This is a genomic window from Roseovarius sp. CAU 1744, from assembly GCF_039839345.1.
GTDB lineage: Bacteria > Pseudomonadota > Alphaproteobacteria > Rhodobacterales > Rhodobacteraceae > Roseovarius.
Window position 1 is genome coordinate 324567 of the sequence record NZ_JBDOQV010000002.1, and the last position, 16025, is coordinate 340591.

At 62.0% G+C, this 16025-nt stretch carries 16 protein-coding genes and 1 other RNA gene; 7 read left to right on the top strand and 10 right to left on the bottom strand.

Features of this window, described 5'->3' with window-relative positions:
- The first annotated feature begins 25 nt into the window (after positions 1-25).
- Positions 26-922: a DMT family transporter gene (locus AAFO92_RS05505; protein WP_347533872.1), complete on the top strand. Its 897-nt coding sequence runs from the start codon at positions 26-28 to the stop codon at positions 920-922.
- A gap of 25 nt (positions 923-947) precedes the next feature.
- Here AAFO92_RS05505 and AAFO92_RS05510 read toward each other — a convergent pair whose 3' ends face one another.
- Positions 948-1175 (bottom strand): sulfurtransferase TusA family protein, encoded by a 228-nt coding sequence (locus AAFO92_RS05510; protein ID WP_347533649.1) that lies wholly within the window; start codon positions 1173-1175, stop codon positions 948-950.
- Positions 1176-1267: 92 nt separating this feature from the next.
- Between AAFO92_RS05510 and AAFO92_RS05515 the strand changes: the two genes are divergently transcribed.
- The 4 genes from AAFO92_RS05515 (at position 1268) to AAFO92_RS05530 (ending at position 5151) form a co-directional block, all read left to right on the top strand.
- The gene (locus tag AAFO92_RS05515; RefSeq protein WP_347533650.1) at positions 1268-2020 is read left to right on the top strand and encodes a cytochrome c biogenesis protein CcdA; all 753 of its coding nucleotides are present in this window, start codon (positions 1268-1270) and stop codon (positions 2018-2020) included.
- A 39-nt stretch (positions 2021-2059) separates the two neighbouring features.
- Positions 2060-3286: a hypothetical protein gene (locus AAFO92_RS05520; RefSeq protein WP_347533651.1), complete on the top strand. Its 1227-nt coding sequence runs from the start codon at positions 2060-2062 to the stop codon at positions 3284-3286.
- Positions 3283-4647 carry a cytochrome P450 gene (locus tag AAFO92_RS05525; RefSeq protein WP_347533652.1) on the top strand — a complete coding sequence of 455 codons (1365 nt, stop codon included), beginning with the start codon at positions 3283-3285 and terminating at the stop codon, positions 4645-4647. The genes AAFO92_RS05520 and AAFO92_RS05525 overlap by 4 nt, the downstream gene beginning before the upstream one ends.
- A 90-nt stretch (positions 4648-4737) precedes the next feature.
- Entirely contained in the window at positions 4738-5151 is a 414-nt protein-coding gene (locus AAFO92_RS05530; RefSeq protein ID WP_347533653.1) for a hypothetical protein, read from the top strand.
- Positions 5152-5252: 101 nt separating this feature from the next.
- Here AAFO92_RS05530 and AAFO92_RS05535 read toward each other — a convergent pair whose 3' ends face one another.
- The 8 genes from AAFO92_RS05535 to ssrA form a co-directional block, all read right to left on the bottom strand.
- Positions 5253-5471 (bottom strand): ribbon-helix-helix domain-containing protein, encoded by a 219-nt coding sequence (locus AAFO92_RS05535; RefSeq protein WP_347533654.1) that lies wholly within the window; start codon positions 5469-5471, stop codon positions 5253-5255.
- Entirely contained in the window at positions 5468-5644 is a 177-nt protein-coding gene (locus tag AAFO92_RS05540) for a DUF4169 family protein (RefSeq protein WP_347533655.1), read from the bottom strand. Before AAFO92_RS05540 ends, AAFO92_RS05535 begins: the two co-directional genes overlap by 4 nt.
- Positions 5644-7035, bottom strand: coding sequence for a class II fumarate hydratase (gene fumC, locus AAFO92_RS05545; protein ID WP_347533656.1), 1392 nt, complete (start codon positions 7033-7035; stop codon positions 5644-5646). The genes AAFO92_RS05540 and fumC overlap by 1 nt, the downstream gene beginning before the upstream one ends.
- A 109-nt stretch (positions 7036-7144) precedes the next feature.
- Positions 7145-7615, bottom strand: a complete 471-nt coding sequence (locus AAFO92_RS05550; protein ID WP_347533657.1) for a ClpXP protease specificity-enhancing factor SspB — start codon at positions 7613-7615, stop codon at positions 7145-7147.
- A gap of 72 nt (positions 7616-7687) precedes the next feature.
- Positions 7688-8941 (bottom strand): chromate efflux transporter, encoded by a 1254-nt coding sequence (gene chrA / locus AAFO92_RS05555; protein ID WP_347533658.1) that lies wholly within the window; start codon positions 8939-8941, stop codon positions 7688-7690.
- Between the two features lie 4 nt (positions 8942-8945).
- A complete protein-coding gene (locus AAFO92_RS05560; RefSeq protein ID WP_347533659.1) occupies positions 8946-9758 on the bottom strand; it encodes a sulfurtransferase/chromate resistance protein in 813 nt (270 codons plus the stop codon).
- Positions 9759-9879: 121 nt separating this feature from the next.
- Positions 9880-10311, bottom strand: coding sequence for a nuclear transport factor 2 family protein (locus AAFO92_RS05565; RefSeq protein ID WP_347533660.1), 432 nt, complete (start codon positions 10309-10311; stop codon positions 9880-9882).
- A gap of 90 nt (positions 10312-10401) precedes the next feature.
- Positions 10402-10752, bottom strand: a transfer-messenger RNA (tmRNA) gene (gene ssrA / locus AAFO92_RS05570).
- A 62-nt stretch (positions 10753-10814) separates the two neighbouring features.
- Between ssrA and AAFO92_RS05575 the strand changes: the two genes are divergently transcribed.
- Complete coding sequence (locus tag AAFO92_RS05575; protein WP_347533661.1) at positions 10815-12509, top strand: tetratricopeptide repeat protein; 1695 nt, start codon at positions 10815-10817, stop codon at positions 12507-12509.
- Positions 12510-12595: 86 nt separating this feature from the next.
- Here AAFO92_RS05575 and AAFO92_RS05580 read toward each other — a convergent pair whose 3' ends face one another.
- Positions 12596-14419, bottom strand: coding sequence for a BCCT family transporter (locus AAFO92_RS05580; protein ID WP_347533662.1), 1824 nt, complete (start codon positions 14417-14419; stop codon positions 12596-12598).
- A gap of 352 nt (positions 14420-14771) precedes the next feature.
- On the opposite strand from AAFO92_RS05580, the gene AAFO92_RS05585 reads away from it, so the two are divergent.
- On the top strand, positions 14772-15998 hold the full coding sequence (locus AAFO92_RS05585) for an aminotransferase class V-fold PLP-dependent enzyme (protein ID WP_347533663.1): 1227 nt from the start codon (positions 14772-14774) through the stop codon (positions 15996-15998).
- The last annotated feature ends 27 nt before the right edge of the window (positions 15999-16025 follow it).

A 16025-nucleotide genomic window follows, 5' to 3' on the forward strand; every position in this document is an offset into this window, starting at 1 on the left:
CCATAAAATCCGCAATGGAATCGCCGTGACCACCCATACCAAGGAAGACCTCCGCGCCAATCTGAAGGGCAGCTTTTTCATGGTCGCCGCGATGGCGGGCTTTGCGGTTGAAGATACGTTTCTGAAGGCCGCGTCCACGACCATTCCCGTCGGGCAGATCATGATAGTTTTCGGCCTCGGCGGTGCGCTTCTTTTTGCCTGCGCCGCGCGGCTTAAGAACGAGCGCCTATACTCGCCGGATGTGATGTCCCGGCCCATGCGCGTTCGCGCGTTTTTCGAGATCACCGGCCGCCTTTTCTATGTGCTGGCCCTCGCACTGACACCGCTATCGGCGGCGACGGTGATTCTGCAGGCGACGCCGATCGTCGTGGTGGCGGGCGCGGCGCTGGTCTTTGGCGAAACGGTCGGTTGGCGGCGGTGGGGCGCGATCATCATCGGCTTGCTGGGCGTTGTGGTGATCATACAGCCCGGCGCCGAAGGCTTTTCGATGCTTTCGATTCTGGCGGTGCTCGGGATGCTCGGCTTTGCCGGCCGCGATCTGGCCAGCCGCGCCGCGCCCGCGTCGCTGAGCGCGCTTATCCTTGGGCTCTACGGCTTCCTGTCGGTCGCCGTTGCCGGGCTGTTATTTGCGATCTGGGACCGTGCTGCGTTCGTGTCGCCCGGGATCCCGGCCTGGCTGTGCCTGCTGGGGGCGGTGCTGGCGGGCGTGTTGAGCTATGCCTGCCTGATGAAAGCGATGCGCACCGGCGAAGTCTCGGCCGTGACACCGTTCCGATACACCAGGCTGATCTTCGGGGTCGGATTGGGTGTGGTCCTGTTCGGCGAACGACTCGACCTGTCGATGCTGGCCGGTTGCGCGCTGATCGTGCTGTCAGGGCTGTTTATCCTCTGGCGTGGAAAGAAGGCGAAAGCGCAGGGTTAGCATCCGTTTCGCCGGCCACGGCCGTTCAGACGGATTTCCGTACCAGATAGACCTGGCAACCCGCGCCATTGGTGACCGACACCAGTTCGTGCCCCGTCTCGGTGCAGTAATGCGGCACGTCGACCACGGCGGCCGGATCATCGGCCAGAAGACGCACCTGCGCGCCGGCTTCTAGCGATTTGATTCGCTTGGCCAGTTTCAGCACCGGCAGCGGGCACAGCAGCCCGCGGGCATCGATCTCGATCATGTCCATAGCCGCGACATATGCGCCAGGTCACTTGCTGTCCACAAGCTTGTGAACCGAGGCCCCGTGACGCGGCCTTCGGAATTGACTATGTGGGTGAAATGTTCGGCATAGAAATCATCGACGCAAGCCTTCTGCCCGCCATGATCGTGGCGCTGCTGGCGGGCGTGATCTCTTTCCTCAGCCCCTGCGTGCTGCCGATCGTGCCGCCCTATCTGGCCTATATGAGCGGCGTGACCCTGAACGAACTGGCGACCAGCGGGACCGAGCGCGCCCGTGCGACCGTGCCGGCGCTGTTTTTCGTGCTGGGCCTGTCGACGGTGTTCCTGTTCCTGGGCTTTGCCGCCTCGGCCATCGGAACGGCCTTTCTGACCTATCAGGGCACGTTCAACACCGTCGCCGGGATCCTGGTGATGGGGTTCGGGCTACATTTCCTGGGCATCTACCGCCTTGGATTCCTGGACCGTGAGGCCCGTATGGATGCGGGCGACCGGGGTGGCTCGGCCTTTGGGGCCTATATCCTGGGGCTTGCCTTTGCCTTTGGCTGGACGCCCTGTATCGGCCCGCAGCTGGGCGCGATCCTGTCGCTGGCCGCCTCCGAGGGTTCCGTGCCGCGCGGCACCTTCCTGCTGGCGGTCTATGCCATCGGGCTGGGGGTGCCCTTCCTTCTGGTCGCCGCCTTTCTGCCGCGCCTCACGGGGGTCATGGCGTGGATGAAGCGCCACATGGCCCAAATCGAACGCTGCATGGGGTTGCTGCTGTGGACAATCGGCCTGCTGATGCTGACCGGCGGCTTCTCGGCCTTTTCCTACTGGCTGCTGGAGATGTTCCCCGCGCTGGCGAATATCGGATAATCCTACCGCTCGTGAAAAACCTGCGCTAACGTCGCCGCCATGAGCAGCCGACCAGTGCGCCGCAGGCACGTTTTCTACATACCGGGCTATGACCCGATCCATCCCCGGCGCTACCGCGAGCTTTACCGCAAGGAAGGCGCGGCGCAGGCGGCGATCTCGGGGTATGAAATCAACCTCAGGCCGCAACAGGCGCCGGGCCGCTATGGCTGGCATGTCGAGGCGCTGATTGACGGCACGCAAAACCGGACGGATATCGAAACGCTGATCTGGTCCGACATCGTGCGCGGCAGTATGGATCATGGGATCGCCGGCAGCTACGCGCTGCTGTTCCGAACCGCGTGGATCTACCTTTCGACCGGGGCGCTGTTTCGCCTGATGCGCCTGCGCAAGGGGCCGGTGATTGCCGCGCTCTACCCGGTTGGCTTCCTGCTGTTGCAACTGGTTCTTGCCGTGGGCGTGGGGTCGGTTGTCGTCTGGGCGGGCAAGGCGGCGCTGATCCCGGTGCTGGGATTGGTCGGACACATGATCGCGCTGGCCGCCGGGCTGGCGGCGGCCTGGGGGCTGCTGGTGTGGTTCAAGCGGCAGGACAGCCGGTTCTTCACCTATTACCTGCTGCACAACTACGCCTATTCGGCGCAGCATTACGGCGCCAACCCGCCCGAGCTTGAGACGCGCATGGCCGAATTCACCGATGAAATCGCGCAAGCGATGACCGGGGAGGCGGACGAGGTGCTGGTGGTGGGCCATTCTTCGGGGGCACATCTGGGCATTTCGATCCTGGCCGATCTGATCCGGCAGGGTGGGGTACCGGATAGCGGTCCGGCGCTGTCTTTCCTGACCCTCGGGCAGGTGGTGCCGATGGTGTCCTTCCTGCCGCAGGCGCACCGGCTGCGCGCCGATCTGCAGTTCCTGTCGTCGCGGGACGACATCGCCTGGGTCGATATCACCGCCCCGGGGGATGGCTGTGCCTTTGCGCTTTGTGATCCGGTTGGGGTCAGCGGCGTTGCGACACCGGCCAAACGCTGGCCGCTGGTCCTGTCTGCCGCCTTCACCCAGACCCTCAGCCCGGAACGCTGGAAGGCGCTGCGCTGGCGGTTCTTCCGGCTGCATTTTCAGTATCTCTGCGCCTTTGATCGCCCCGGCGATTACGATTATTTCCAGATCACCGCCGGGCCACGCACGCTGGCAGACCGGTTCAAGGGCCGCGCCCCGTCAAGATCGCGGATCGAGGCGGCGGTTTCATCGCATCGGGGCGTCACCCCATGACGCTGCCGCCCAAGCCGCCCGCCCGCGCCGGGCGCGTCTCGCTCTGGCGCTATTTGCGGCTTTTTCGCAGGGACATCCTGTCGGCCCAGCCGGCGCGGCTTTACCGTGCGTGGATGGCGGAATTCCGAACGCCGTTCTTCCGGTCCTACCTGTGTAACCAGCCCGAGCTGGTCGACCTGGTGCTGCGCGAACGGCCCGATGATTTTCCCAAATCCGATCGCATCCGCGAGGGGCTGAGTCCGCTTCTGGGCAATTCGGTCTTTGTCACCAACGGTGCGGTCTGGAAGCGGCAGCGCCGGATCATCGACCCGGCCTTCGAGGGTGGCAGATTGCGCGACACTTTCCCGTCGATCCGGGCGGCGGGGCAGGGCGCGGTGGCGCGGCTGGCGCCCAACGCCGACGGCCAGCCGCTGGAAATCGAGGCGCAGACCAGCCATGCCGCCGCCGACGTGATCTTTCGCACCCTGTTTTCGATCCCGATCGAGCATGAGGTCGCGGCGGAAGTGTTCCAGAGCTTCCGCAACCATCAGCGCAAGCAACCGGTCGTCAACCTTGGCGCGTTCCTGCCGCTGCCACGCTGGTTTCCGCGCTTGCACCGGCGCGCCACCCGCCAGACCGCGCGGCATATCCGCAGGTTGATTTCCCGGCTGACCGCCGAGCGGGCGGATCAGATCCGCACCGGCACCGCCCCCGACGATCTGGCCACCAAGATCATGACCACGCCGGACCCGGAAACCGGGCAAAGATTCGACACCGACGAAATGGTCGATCAGGTGGCGATCTTCTTTCTGGCGGGGCACGAGACCAGCGCCTCGGCCCTTGCCTGGGCACTTTATCTACTGGCGATGTATCCCGAGTGGCAGGATCGGGTGGCCGAGGAGGCACAGGCGTTGACCGATGATTTCGGGTTTTCCGAATTGTCCAAACTGCGTGTCTCCCGCGATGTGTTCCGCGAAACCCTGCGTCTTTATCCGCCAGTGCCGATGATGGTGCGCCAGGCCGCGCGCCCCGAACGGTTTCGTGATCGGGCGGTTCCCATGGGCGCGCAGATCGTGCTGAGCCCCTGGCACCTGCACCGGCATGAGCGGCTGTGGGACAACCCGGACGGTTTCGACCCGGCGCGATATGCGACCGAGAACGGCAAGACCTGCCTGCGCCGGGCCTACATCCCGTTTTCCGCCGGTCAGCGCGTCTGCCCCGGCGCGGGATTTGCAATGATCGAGGGGCCGCTATTGCTGTCGATGCTGGTGAGGGCCTACCGTTTCGAACTGGTCCCCGACCGCCCGGCAATGCCCGTGGCCCATCTCACGGTTCGGGGTAAGCAAGGCATCTGGCTATGCTTGAAACGCCGTAACGGCTGAGAAGCCGTTCGACTTCAGCGCGAATTGCCAATAAAGAATTGAGCAAAGGGCGGTTTACTTGTGAGGTTATGGGACTTGAAGCCACGAAGTTTGCTTAAGTTAACCTTTGCGTTGATTGCAGTTCTTTTCGTTATAACAGGATTAGCTGTGCTCAACTCTTTCAAGAGGTTTGATCTGCGTTTCAACCCAATTGCCAATGAAATCAGGAACGGCCTAAATACGTATAGTTCCAGCGAGCGCGTTGCCCTTATTCCCGAGCTGTTCATGCCGGGAGAACTACGGGAAGCTGTTGTTAAGAAACTGAATAATGCGGGATTTGAACGCACGCCGAGCTCTCAGGTTTGGATGCGATATCAAAACGAAATAAACGTAGGACGTGAAGTATTTACACGCGAAGCCAACCGTTTTCCATGTAATATCCGTATGTATGTATTCTTAGGTTTTGACGGCCAAGGTGACCTTGAAACTGCCCAAGGCACCCAACATGAGCATGGTTGTATGTAGGCCGAAATCTGGCTTTTCTTTATCTGGATGGGAACTTAGCTTACTCTCGATAGATGTAATCTCGATTCAAATGTTGGATTTGGCCCAAGGTGGTCAAAAAGTCATTTATCTCGGTAATGGTTCAGCACATAGACCCGGATGGCTGAGGCAAGGCCCATATCAGAACCGCGATCTGCATCAATTTCGGCTGCCAACGCATTGATCGGAGTGTCTTTTTCTTCCGCAATTTCCCGGAACGCGCGCCAGAATGCGTCCTCCAGCGAAACACTGGTGCGATGGCCGCGCAGGGTCAGGGAATGTTTGACCGGCCGGCCGCTCATTCGTCGCGCTTGTGCTGATCAACCGCGCCACGGGCCTTGTCCGCGCGGGCCTTGTCCAGCTCCTTTTCCGCCTTGCTGCGGCCGAACTTGACCGCGTTTTCATCGGCGCGGGCCTTTTTCTCGACCCGCGCCCTGGCCTTGCGATACCGGTTCAGATTGACCGGCTCTGCCATTACCGGGGGCCAACCATGTTTTCCGGGCGCACCACGCGGTCAAAGGTCTCTTCGTCCACGAAGCCAAGCGCAATCGCCTCTTCCTTCAGCGTGGTGCCGTTCTTGTGCGCGGTCTTGGCAACCTTGGTGGCGTTGTCGTAGCCGATCTCGGGGGCAAGCGCCGTCACCAGCATCAGCGATTCGCGCATCAGCTTGTCGATCCGCGTTTCATCGGCGCGCAGCCCGTTGACCAGGTTATCGGTGAAGGCGCTGCTGGCATCCCCCAGAAGCTGCATGGATTGCAGCACGTTATAGGCCATCATCGGCTTGTAGACGTTCAGCTCGAAATGGCCCTGCGATCCGGCGAACCCGACAGCAGCGTCATTGCCCATCACATGGGCGCAGACCTGGGTCAGCGCCTCGCACTGGGTCGGGTTGACCTTGCCGGGCATGATCGAACTGCCGGGTTCGTTTTCCGGCAGGATCAACTCGCCCAGCCCGCAGCGCGGGCCGGAGCCCAAAAGCCGGATGTCATTGGCGATCTTGAACAGCGAGGCGGCCACGGTTTTCAGTGCCCCTGACATTTCCACCATCGCGTCATGGGCGGCCAGCGCCTCGAACTTGTTGGGGGCGGTGACGAAGGGCAGGCCGGTGATCTCGGCCATGTTGGCGGCGACCATCTTGTCCCAGCCCTTGGTGGTGTTGAGGCCGGTGCCCACGGCGGTGCCGCCCTGCGCCAGTTCATAGATCCGGCCAAGCGCGCCCTTGACGCGGGCAATCCCCATCGCGACCTGGTGAGCATAGCCCGAAAACTCCTGGCTCAGCGTCAGCGGCGTGGCGTCCTGGGTATGGGTGCGGCCGATCTTGATGATGCCGTCGAATTGCTGAACCTTCTGTTCCAGCGCGGCGTGCAACTTGGCCAGGCCGGGCAGCAGAACGTCATGTGCCGTTGTCGCCGCCGAGATGTGCATTGCCGTGGGGAAGGTGTCATTCGACGATTGCCCCATGTTGCAATGGTCGTTCGGATGCACCGAGTCCTTGGAGCCGATGGTGCCGCCCAGGATTTCGATCGCGCGGTTGGCGATCACCTCGTTGGCGTTCATGTTCGACTGCGTGCCGGAACCGGTCTGCCAGACAACCAGCGGGAAATTGTCGTCCAGCTTGCCCTCGACCACCTCACCCGCCGCCTGAATGATGGCCTCGCCGCGTTTGGCGTCCAGCTTGCCGAGTTCGACATTGGCCTGTGCGCAGGCCTTCTTGATGACGCCAAGCGCGCGCACGATGGCGACCGGCTGTTTTTCCCACCCGATCGGGAAGTTCATGATCGACCGCTGCGTCTGTGCGCCCCAGTACTTGTCCGCCGGAACGTCAAGCGGGCCAAAACTGTCGGTTTCGGTGCGGGTCTGGGGCATGTTGGAACTCTCCTGAATGATTTTGCACCGTCATATCCTAGATGCGCGGAAATTCAATCCGGCACGGGCGTTTGTGGCGGCATTCCGGGGATCACGGTTTGGGCAGGGCTCACTTGCGGAAACTGTCGAGGCTCACGACTTCGGCTTCGGGCTTGTCGGCTTCCGGCTCTTCCTCGGCCACGGGTTCGGTCTCGGAGGATTCGGGTTCGTCCTCGGCGGCGTCATCGTCCTGGGTTTCGAACCGCAAGCCGAATTCGACCGAAGGATCGACAAAGGTTTCGATGGCGTCATAGGGAACATACAGGTTCTCAGGCGCATCACCGAAATTCAGCGTGACCGAGAATCCCGTATCGGTGACGTCGAGATCGTCAAACCAATGCTGCATGACCACGGTCATCTCGCTGGGATAGCGTTCGCGCAGCCAATCCGCCAGCCGGGCATCCGGGTGCGTGGTGTCAAAGGTGATGAAGAAGTGATGCGCGCCGGGCAAACCGTTCTCGCGCACGTCGTTCAGAACGTCCTGTATCAGTCCGCGCATGGCGCGGTGCATCAGGTTTCCATAATCGATCGAGCGCGACATCATGTTCCCCGGCTATCTGAGATTTCAGCATAGGGGATTCGAAACAAAACAAAAGACCCGCTGCGCGAAAGATCAGGCGAAAAAATGCGCGGCCCCGGCGGCGGCGGCCATGAGGGTCAGCAACGCCGGCACCGGCAGGCGCAGCCCCAGGAAAAGCACGCAGGCCAGCACGACGAAACCGGCGCTCAGGGGGCGGAAGCCTGCGAGGTCGGGCACCGGCCCGAAGCGGCCCTGCATGACCTCCGAAAAAAGCACATGCAGGGCGAACCAGACCGACAGGTTGAGGATCACGCCGACCACCGCGGCCGAGATCGCCGCCAGCGCACCTTTGAGCCGCGGCCGGGCGAGGATGTTTTCGACATAGGGCGCGCCGGCGAATATCCATAGGAAACATGGGGTGAACGTGACCCATAGCGTGAGGATACCCGCCGCCAGCGCCAGCGCGATGCCGCCCTGCTGAAACCCCGCCAGGAGGCCCACGAACTCTGTCACCAGGATCAGCGGTCCCGGCGTTGTTTCCGCAAGGCCGAGCGCGTCGATCATCTGTTGCGTGGTAAGCCAGTTGTGGGTGTCGACGACGGCTTGCGTCATGTAGGCCAGCACCGCATATGCCCCGCCGAACGTCACCACCGCCAGTTTGCTGAAGAAAACGCCGAGCTGGGTCAGAAAAACAGCATCGACCGCCCAGACCAGAATCAGCGGGGCAAGCCACAGTACCCCCCAGACGGCAACGGTTCTCAGGGTCTGCGAAACCGGCGTATGAACCGGCATTTCCGGCACGGTGCTGCCGGTATCCTGCGGCGCCATGAAAAAACCCCACAGCGCGGCGGCGGCGATGATGGCCGGAAACGGCACCGCAAAGGCGAAGATCGCCAGAAATCCCAGCAGGGACAACAGCCAACTGTCCCACCCTTTCAGCGCCTTGCACGAGAGCTTCAAAAGCGCCTGAAACACGATGGCGATAACGGCGGCCTGGACCCCGATGAACAGCGACTGGATCAATGGCAGGTCGCCGAAATGGGCATAACCCAGGGCGAGGCAAAGGATGACAAGGGCACCGGGCAGGACAAATAGCAGCCCCGCCAGAATCCCGCCGCGTACCCCGTGCAGGCGCCAACCCGCATAGGTGGCCAGTTGCATGGCCTCGGGCCCGGGCAGCAACATGCAAAACGACAGCGCGCCCAGGAATTGCTGCTCGTTCAGCCATTCGCGACGATCGACCAACTCGGTATGCATCAGCGATATCTGCGCCGCCGGACCGCCAAATGACAGCAGGCCGATGCGTCCGAACACGCGAAAAAGCTCTGGCAGGGACGGGTGCTGCATGGGGTTACTTCGATCCCGTGGGCCAGTCATGGCCTTCATCGACGCCGTCGCGCGCCCACCGGTACAGCGCATCAAAGAGCACCATGCCCGCCCCAAGCTGCGCCGTGTCGTCGCGATACTGTCGCGACAGGCCCACCGACAGCGCCAGCAGACCGGCGGATTGGGGTGCCAGGTCATGGCGGTTGGTATCTGCCCCTCGGATGATCGCGGCCATCCGGGTCAGCGCCTCGGTCTGCAGGGAAAACTCCTCCAGCATGGTGTCGAAGGTGCACCTGTCGCCGCGGTGCGACCAGAATACATCCTCGACGTCAAAGGGCGTCGCACCATAGCGGTCGGCCACGCCGGCGACTTCGGCCGGCGACACAAACAGGAAGCGCGCCGCCGGATCGACGAAACGACGGATCAGCCACGGACAGGCGATGCGGTCGATCTTGGGACGGTGGCGCGTCACCCAGAGGGTGCTGCCGCCGACAGGATCGGGCAGGGCGGCGGCCGGGATGCGCGGCGCGCCTGGGGTGTCGCGCCAGCCATACATGCCGCCCGAAAGATATTCGGCGGCGATCCCTTCGCTGCGCAGCCAGGCGGTCAATCCCTGGCTCAGCTTGATGCCCTGCTGGCAGATGATCACACAGCGCCTGCCATCGAGCCTGTCAAGCAGACCGGGTATATCCGTGTGCGGGTGGCGAAACGCGCCGGGAATCAGAAAGGGGTCAGCGGCGAAATCCGGATCGATGCTGATATCGATGATCGCCGGGCAATCGGGCGTCCCGATCAGGCGCAAGAGTTGCTGTGGGGTGATTTCGTTAGGGGCGGGCATGGGGCATCCTCTGGGTCACGTGAACAGTGGATGCGACTTTGGGCTGGCGCCTCACGGGGATGTCGCAAAGCACCCCTTGCCCCCAGTTTCTGCATTGCAGGGCCGGATGTGTCAATTCATTTCAGGTGGTCCCGAGGGGTTCTCCGCACAGGCATTTTTTCATGACATCCGGAGGCATCGTGCCTAGCTGTTCGAAAAGGCCAATGAAATCAGCGTAGTTATAGGCCCGGGCAATCTTGCCATCTACGATGCGGCACATGGTCAGGCCAAATATCTGCACCGGTTTGCCGGTCTTGCGACATTTGGCGGAGATGTTCATTAACACCGAGACCTGATCGCCGCTTTCGAGGTATTCGTCGATCGTGATCGTGGTCTCCTTGATGCGTTTCAGCATCGTTTCGGCAAACGCCCTGAAATCGGCCGCGCCCAGCTGAGGAGATTTATCAAGCCCGTGAACCGGGGCATCTTCAACCATCATCTCGGCGATGGCATCCAGATCTTCGTCGCGCCAGACGCGCTGAAACCACGTTTCCAGAATCTCGCGCTTGTTCATCACCGCCCCCGGCCTCAGCTACGGCACGAACAGCCTAACGCAGCCAGGATGAATTGCAAACAAGGCAGGGCCGATGGGGTTTGCGGGGTAAGTGCAGGCTTCTGTTGCCAGGTGCCTGCGAACCCCGCCTAACCTGGCTAGAGGCTAGGGCTTAGATTTCGGTGTTTCCGACTGCTTACGCAGCAAGAGCTACCGGAGCACGATTGTCATTTGCAATTGTACTGTTCGGACCGATAACGGTGGTACCTCACCGGGACAAAGCTAACCCCTTTAGACGTTCGTCGATCCTGTTTCGGCCCCGAAACCCTTCAAATGAAAGGGATTTTGGTGGAGCCGCCGGGTACCGCCCCCGGGTCCGATCCGCTTATTACGAGCGCGTTTATGTCCATAGTCCCGAAGGACAGGGCGAATATAGGTGGGCCAAGCGTCTTTTGCAATCAAATCGGACGGTTGATTAGAGCCAACCCCTTGTTACAGTTGTCTTAGATTTGGGGAGAATTTTGATGAGACATTCAAGACAACTGCTTTTGTGCCTTTGCCTGTGTCTTACCGTGCCCGGTGTCGCGTGGGCGTTCGTTTTCGTTTTTGGCACCGCGCCGGTCGGTCCAAGCGGCGTGCAGATGCAATCCGACACGCCGATTTTCAACAGTTCGTCCGCGCTCCGCATCAAAACGGGCGTCGATGTGGTCGCTGTCGCCAAATCCCCCGACGACGAGATCACGGTTTATGGCGAAAAGGTTGCAGCGCTGCGCAAACCCAACCACCCACCTTTTGTGATCGTTCATGCTTTGCGGTGGGACAACGGCACCTATCGGGTGGAGCCGCTGCCGGGCGCGGGCGATATCGAGTCGCTGGCGCCATTCTTTCGCCTGCCCAGCAGCAACATCTTCTGGGGCGCGCCGTTTTCGATCCACAAGACGCCCGATGACAAGATCTATGTGGCACAAGTCGAACGCAAAAAAGACGACAAGCGGTTCTACCAGTATTTCTATTTGCGCTTCGGCAACGGGCGCCTTTATTATGACGAGTCTGCGGGGGATTTCGATCCCGAACCAGGCCAGTTCGCCGGGCACGATGTCAGTGTCGAGAAAGGCAAGGTGATTGTGCGCGACGCCAAGGGCCTGTTCGCAGCCCTGGACGCTCAGGCCGAAGCCCAGAAACATCAGAACATCAAGACGGTTCACCTGGACTACGCGTCCGGTTTTGGTGGGTTTCTGGTGGAGTCTGATCTCAACACAGCGCGGCGCGCGTCACTCTCTGCCCTGTGCCTGTATTTGGCCGAAAGCCCCGGCGATCCGGGGCGCGAACGCGGGCGCAAGGATCATTCGGTGCCTTTCGCCGTTCTGAACCCCGATCATGCGGTCCCGGTCTGCGAGGCGGCGCTGGCGGCGGGGCAGGCGGCGCCCTCGGTGCGGTTCTCCGCCACCCGCGCGCTGACCGCCAAGGCCAATCGCACGAATGACGTGGCGCTGACCGAACGGGTCAGGACCATGCTGGAAGGGCTGGCCGCCGAAGGTTTTGCGCCCGCGATGCTGAACCTGGCTTTTCGGCATTTCGGTGGGCCGGGGATCACGCCCGACCCGGCCGCGGCCAAGCGCGACCTGGAAAAGCTGGCCCAAGCGGGCAATGCGCAGGCGGCCTATTGGCTGGGCCGCGCCATCCGGCTGAACTGGGTCAAGGGCACGCAGGAGGAGGCGCGCCGGTATCTGCAACAGGCGATCATTGGACGGGTGATCGAGGGATATGGCGATCTGGGCCTTCTTTTGCAGGCGTCGGACTCGGAAGACGACCGCACCAGGGCGCAGACCTTGTTTATCCAGGGTGCCGAAGAGGGCGACGCGGAATCGATGTTCCAGATCGGTTTGATCCTGCGCAAGGAAAAGCTGTACAACGGCGCGATCAAGCGGATTGACGAGGCGGCCAAGCGGGGCCATCTGGAGGCGCTCTATTTCCAAGGCTTCATGCGAATGGCGGGGCAGGGCGTGACGAAGAACGCGAGCTCGGCGCAACGCAGTTTTGAACATGCGGCTCGGCACAACCATGTGGGAGCCAAGATGTATCTGGGCCACCTTTTGTGCCGCAATCCGAAGGAGGACAACCTGAAAGAGCGCCACACGCGCGGCAAGGCACTGCTGGAGGAAGCGAAAGCGGCGGGATACGATCGGGCAGAAACCTATCTGACAGATTGCAAGGTCTGATCTGTCACCGGCCCCTCGCGGACCGGCCTGAATGAAAAACGGCGCCGCTTGGGGCGGCGCCGTTCAATGGTCCGACCGGACCGGGTTTATTCCGCGGGCTGTTCGGCCACGCCGTGTTTTTCGCGCAGACCGTCGCGGTAGAGCGCCTTGGCAAGTGAAATGCACATCAGCCCCATCACCATCGTGAAGGGCAGGGCGCCGATGATCATCGCGTTCTTGAGCGCATCCAGCGGGTTGTTCTCACCCGCGGCCACGATCAGCACGCCGATCACCGCGGTCAGGATCAGCCCCCAGATGATGCGGTGCTTGATGCCGGTCTCATGGCTGCCGCCCGACATGATCGTGTTCATCACCAGGATGCCCGAGTCGGCCGAGGTCACCAGGAAGGTCAGGATCAGCACCACGCACATCACCACGAGAATGCCGTAGAGGCCCTCGCTGAGGATGTTTTCAAGCGCCACGAAGAGCTTGTTGGTGGTCGAGGCCGCCGCGATCGACGGATCGGCCAGGCCGGCGACTTCGAGGTTGACCGCCGTGCCGCCCAAGATCGTCATCCAGGCAAAGCAGACCAGGGCCGGGGCGATGACGCAGCCAAGGATGAATTCACGCACCGTGCGCCCCTTGGAGATGCGCGCCAGGAACAGGCCCACGAAGGGCGAGAAAGCGATCCACCAGGCCCAATAGAAGGTGGTCCAGCCGGCCTGCCAGCCGAACAGGCGCCCGTCGGTGCCGGCGGCATAGGCCGCCGCCAGCGTGGCATCGTCCAGTTCGGCCGCGGGCCCTTCGAGGCCCGACTTGAACGCGTCGAAGCTGCCCCAGGCATTGGTTGCGCCGGCCATCAGGTCAGCGGTCAGTGGTCTTGCAGCCTCGGGCAGGGCGGCGGCGAAGTCGGCTTCTGACTGCGGGCCGTAGGCCTCGAAGCTGAGCGATGCGAAATGCAGGATGTAATCCACGATCGCCGTGCCATAGGTGGTCATTGCAAACAGGAACGAGCCGAAGATGACGAAGGTCATCAGCAGGATCAGCGACAGGACCATGTTCAGGTTCGACAGGTACTTGATGCCCCGGCCCACGCCCGAGACCGCGGACAGGATCGACATCGCCATGATGACGATCAGGGCAGAGATCAGGCCGACTGTGCTGGGGGTCGGCACGTCACCCGCGGTGTTCACCAGCCACCCCATGTCCGTCACCGCGTAAAGGCCATCGACGAACTGGGAAACGCCAAAGCCGATGGTGACCGACACGCCGAGGATCGTGGCAACAACGCCCAGCACATCGACGACATGACCCAGGAATCCGTTGGCCGCTGAGCCCAGAAGCGGTGTCAGGGCCGAGCGGATGGTCAGCGGCATGTCGCGGGTATAGGCATAATAGGCCAGGCTGAGGCCGGTCACGACATAGATCGCCCAGGCGTGGAAGCCATAGTGCAGGAACGTGTAGCGGAAGGCCGATTGCACGGCTTCCTCCGAACTGCCGGCCACCTCACCGGCGACGACAACTGGGTTCGACCCCCAAAGCCCCATCGGCTCGGCGGTGGCATAGACCATCAGGCCAACACCCAGACCGGCACCGAACATCATCGAGAACCAGGAGAAGTTAGAAAATTCCGGTTTTTCGCCCTCGGGCCCCATCACCTTGCGGCCCGAATAGGGCAGGATCGCAACGATGAACAGGAAGAACGCGAAGATGCCGACGATGATGATGTAGAACTGGTTGAATGTCTCCAGCAACGTCCAGTTGAGGTTGCTCAGCATGCCATTCGCATTGGCCGGAAAGACCAGCGCCCAGAGCACGAGCGCGACCATGATGCTTTTTGAGATCAGGGCGATCGGCAGGCTGTTGTCCTTGTAGAACCCATCCGGCTGTGTCTTGATCTCGAGTTCCGTAAACGGAGGTTTGATTGACATGTTGTGTCCCTGTGATTGTTTCCACGACCGAGAGGAATGCCGGTCCGAAGGCCGATTTCTCAGCCTTTCCGGTTCGATTTCCGGCGGTGCCTCCCAATTCCGGCGACTGTCTCATGCCGGGCCGGAGGCGATGGCGATAAATAGCGACATCGGCAGGCGGTTTTGCGACGTTTGAATTCGACCGGCTTCCGGTTTGGCCCGCGGATTTCAGGCGACATTGAAAAAGCGTAAGCGTTACAGGAATCCGTTTCGGGGATTCGGAAGAGTTCCCCGATCCGCCGGTCCTGTTGCACGGGCTGGGTTTTTGCTGTTGTGTGTGCCGCAATAACCACATGGGAAGAGGGCGCCCGTCATGACCACCAATCTGGACAATGAATTCGTGCGGGCGCATTTTCCCGCCTTTTCGGAACCGTCCCTGCAGGGGCAGGCCTTTTTCGAGAATGCCGGCGGGTCCTATACCTGCGGGCCGGTGATCGAGCGGCTTGAACGGTACTACCGCCAGCGCAAGGTGCAGCCCTATGCGCCCTACGAGGCCAGCCGGCTGGCCGGCGCCGAGATGGACGAGGCGCGCAGCCGATTGGCGGCAATGCTGGGCGTGGCCAGGGACGAGTTGAGTTTCGGGCCCTCGACCACCCAGAATACCTATGTCCTGTCCCAGGCCTTCCGCCAGTGGATGGAGCCGGGGCAGGCGATCATCGTGACCGACCAGGACCACGAGGCCAATAGCGGCCCGTGGCGCCGGCTGGCCGAGGACGGGATCGAAATCCGCGAATGGGCGATCGATCCCGAAACCGGGCTGTTGAATGTCGAGGATCTGGAAAACCTGCTGGACGAGAATGTCAGGCTGGTCTGTTTCCCGCATTGTTCCAACATCGTCGGCGCGGTGAACCCGATTGTCGAGATCACCGCCGCGGCCCATGCGGCGGGTGCGTTTGTCTGTGTCGACGGCGTTTCCTATGCGCCGCATGGTTTCGTGAATGTGGGCGACATGGGCCCCGATATCTATCTGTTTTCCGCCTACAAGACCTATGGACCCCATCAGGGTATCATGGTCCTGCGCCGCGAATTGGGGGCGCTCTTGCCCAACCAGGCGCATTGGTTCAATGCCGACACCCTCTACAAGCGGTTCACGCCCGCGGGGCCGGATCACGCCCAGGTGGCGGCCTGTGCGGGGATGGCAGATTACTATGACGCACTGGCCAGCCATCATGGCATTACCGGCGATGCCGCGGCGCGCACCGAGGGCGTGCATGACCTGTTGCGCGGCTACGAGACCGAGCTGTTGCAGCCGGTGCTGGACTACCTGGCAGAGAAGAACTCGGTCCGGCTGATCGGCCCGCGCGAGGCGGCGGCCAAGGCGCCGACGATCGCCGTGGAGCTGAACGGCCCGGGCGAGGCGGCCGCGGCGGACCTAGCCGCGCACGGGATCATGGCGGGGGGCGGCGATTTTTACGGCGCGCGCCCGCTGCAATCCATGGGGATCGACCTGAAAAAGGGCGTTCTGCGGCTGAGTTTCGTGCATTACACCGCGCAGGCCGAGATCGACAAGCTGTTGACCGCGCTCGAAGACGTGGTGTGATATTGCCCCAGCCGCAGACCGGCCTAT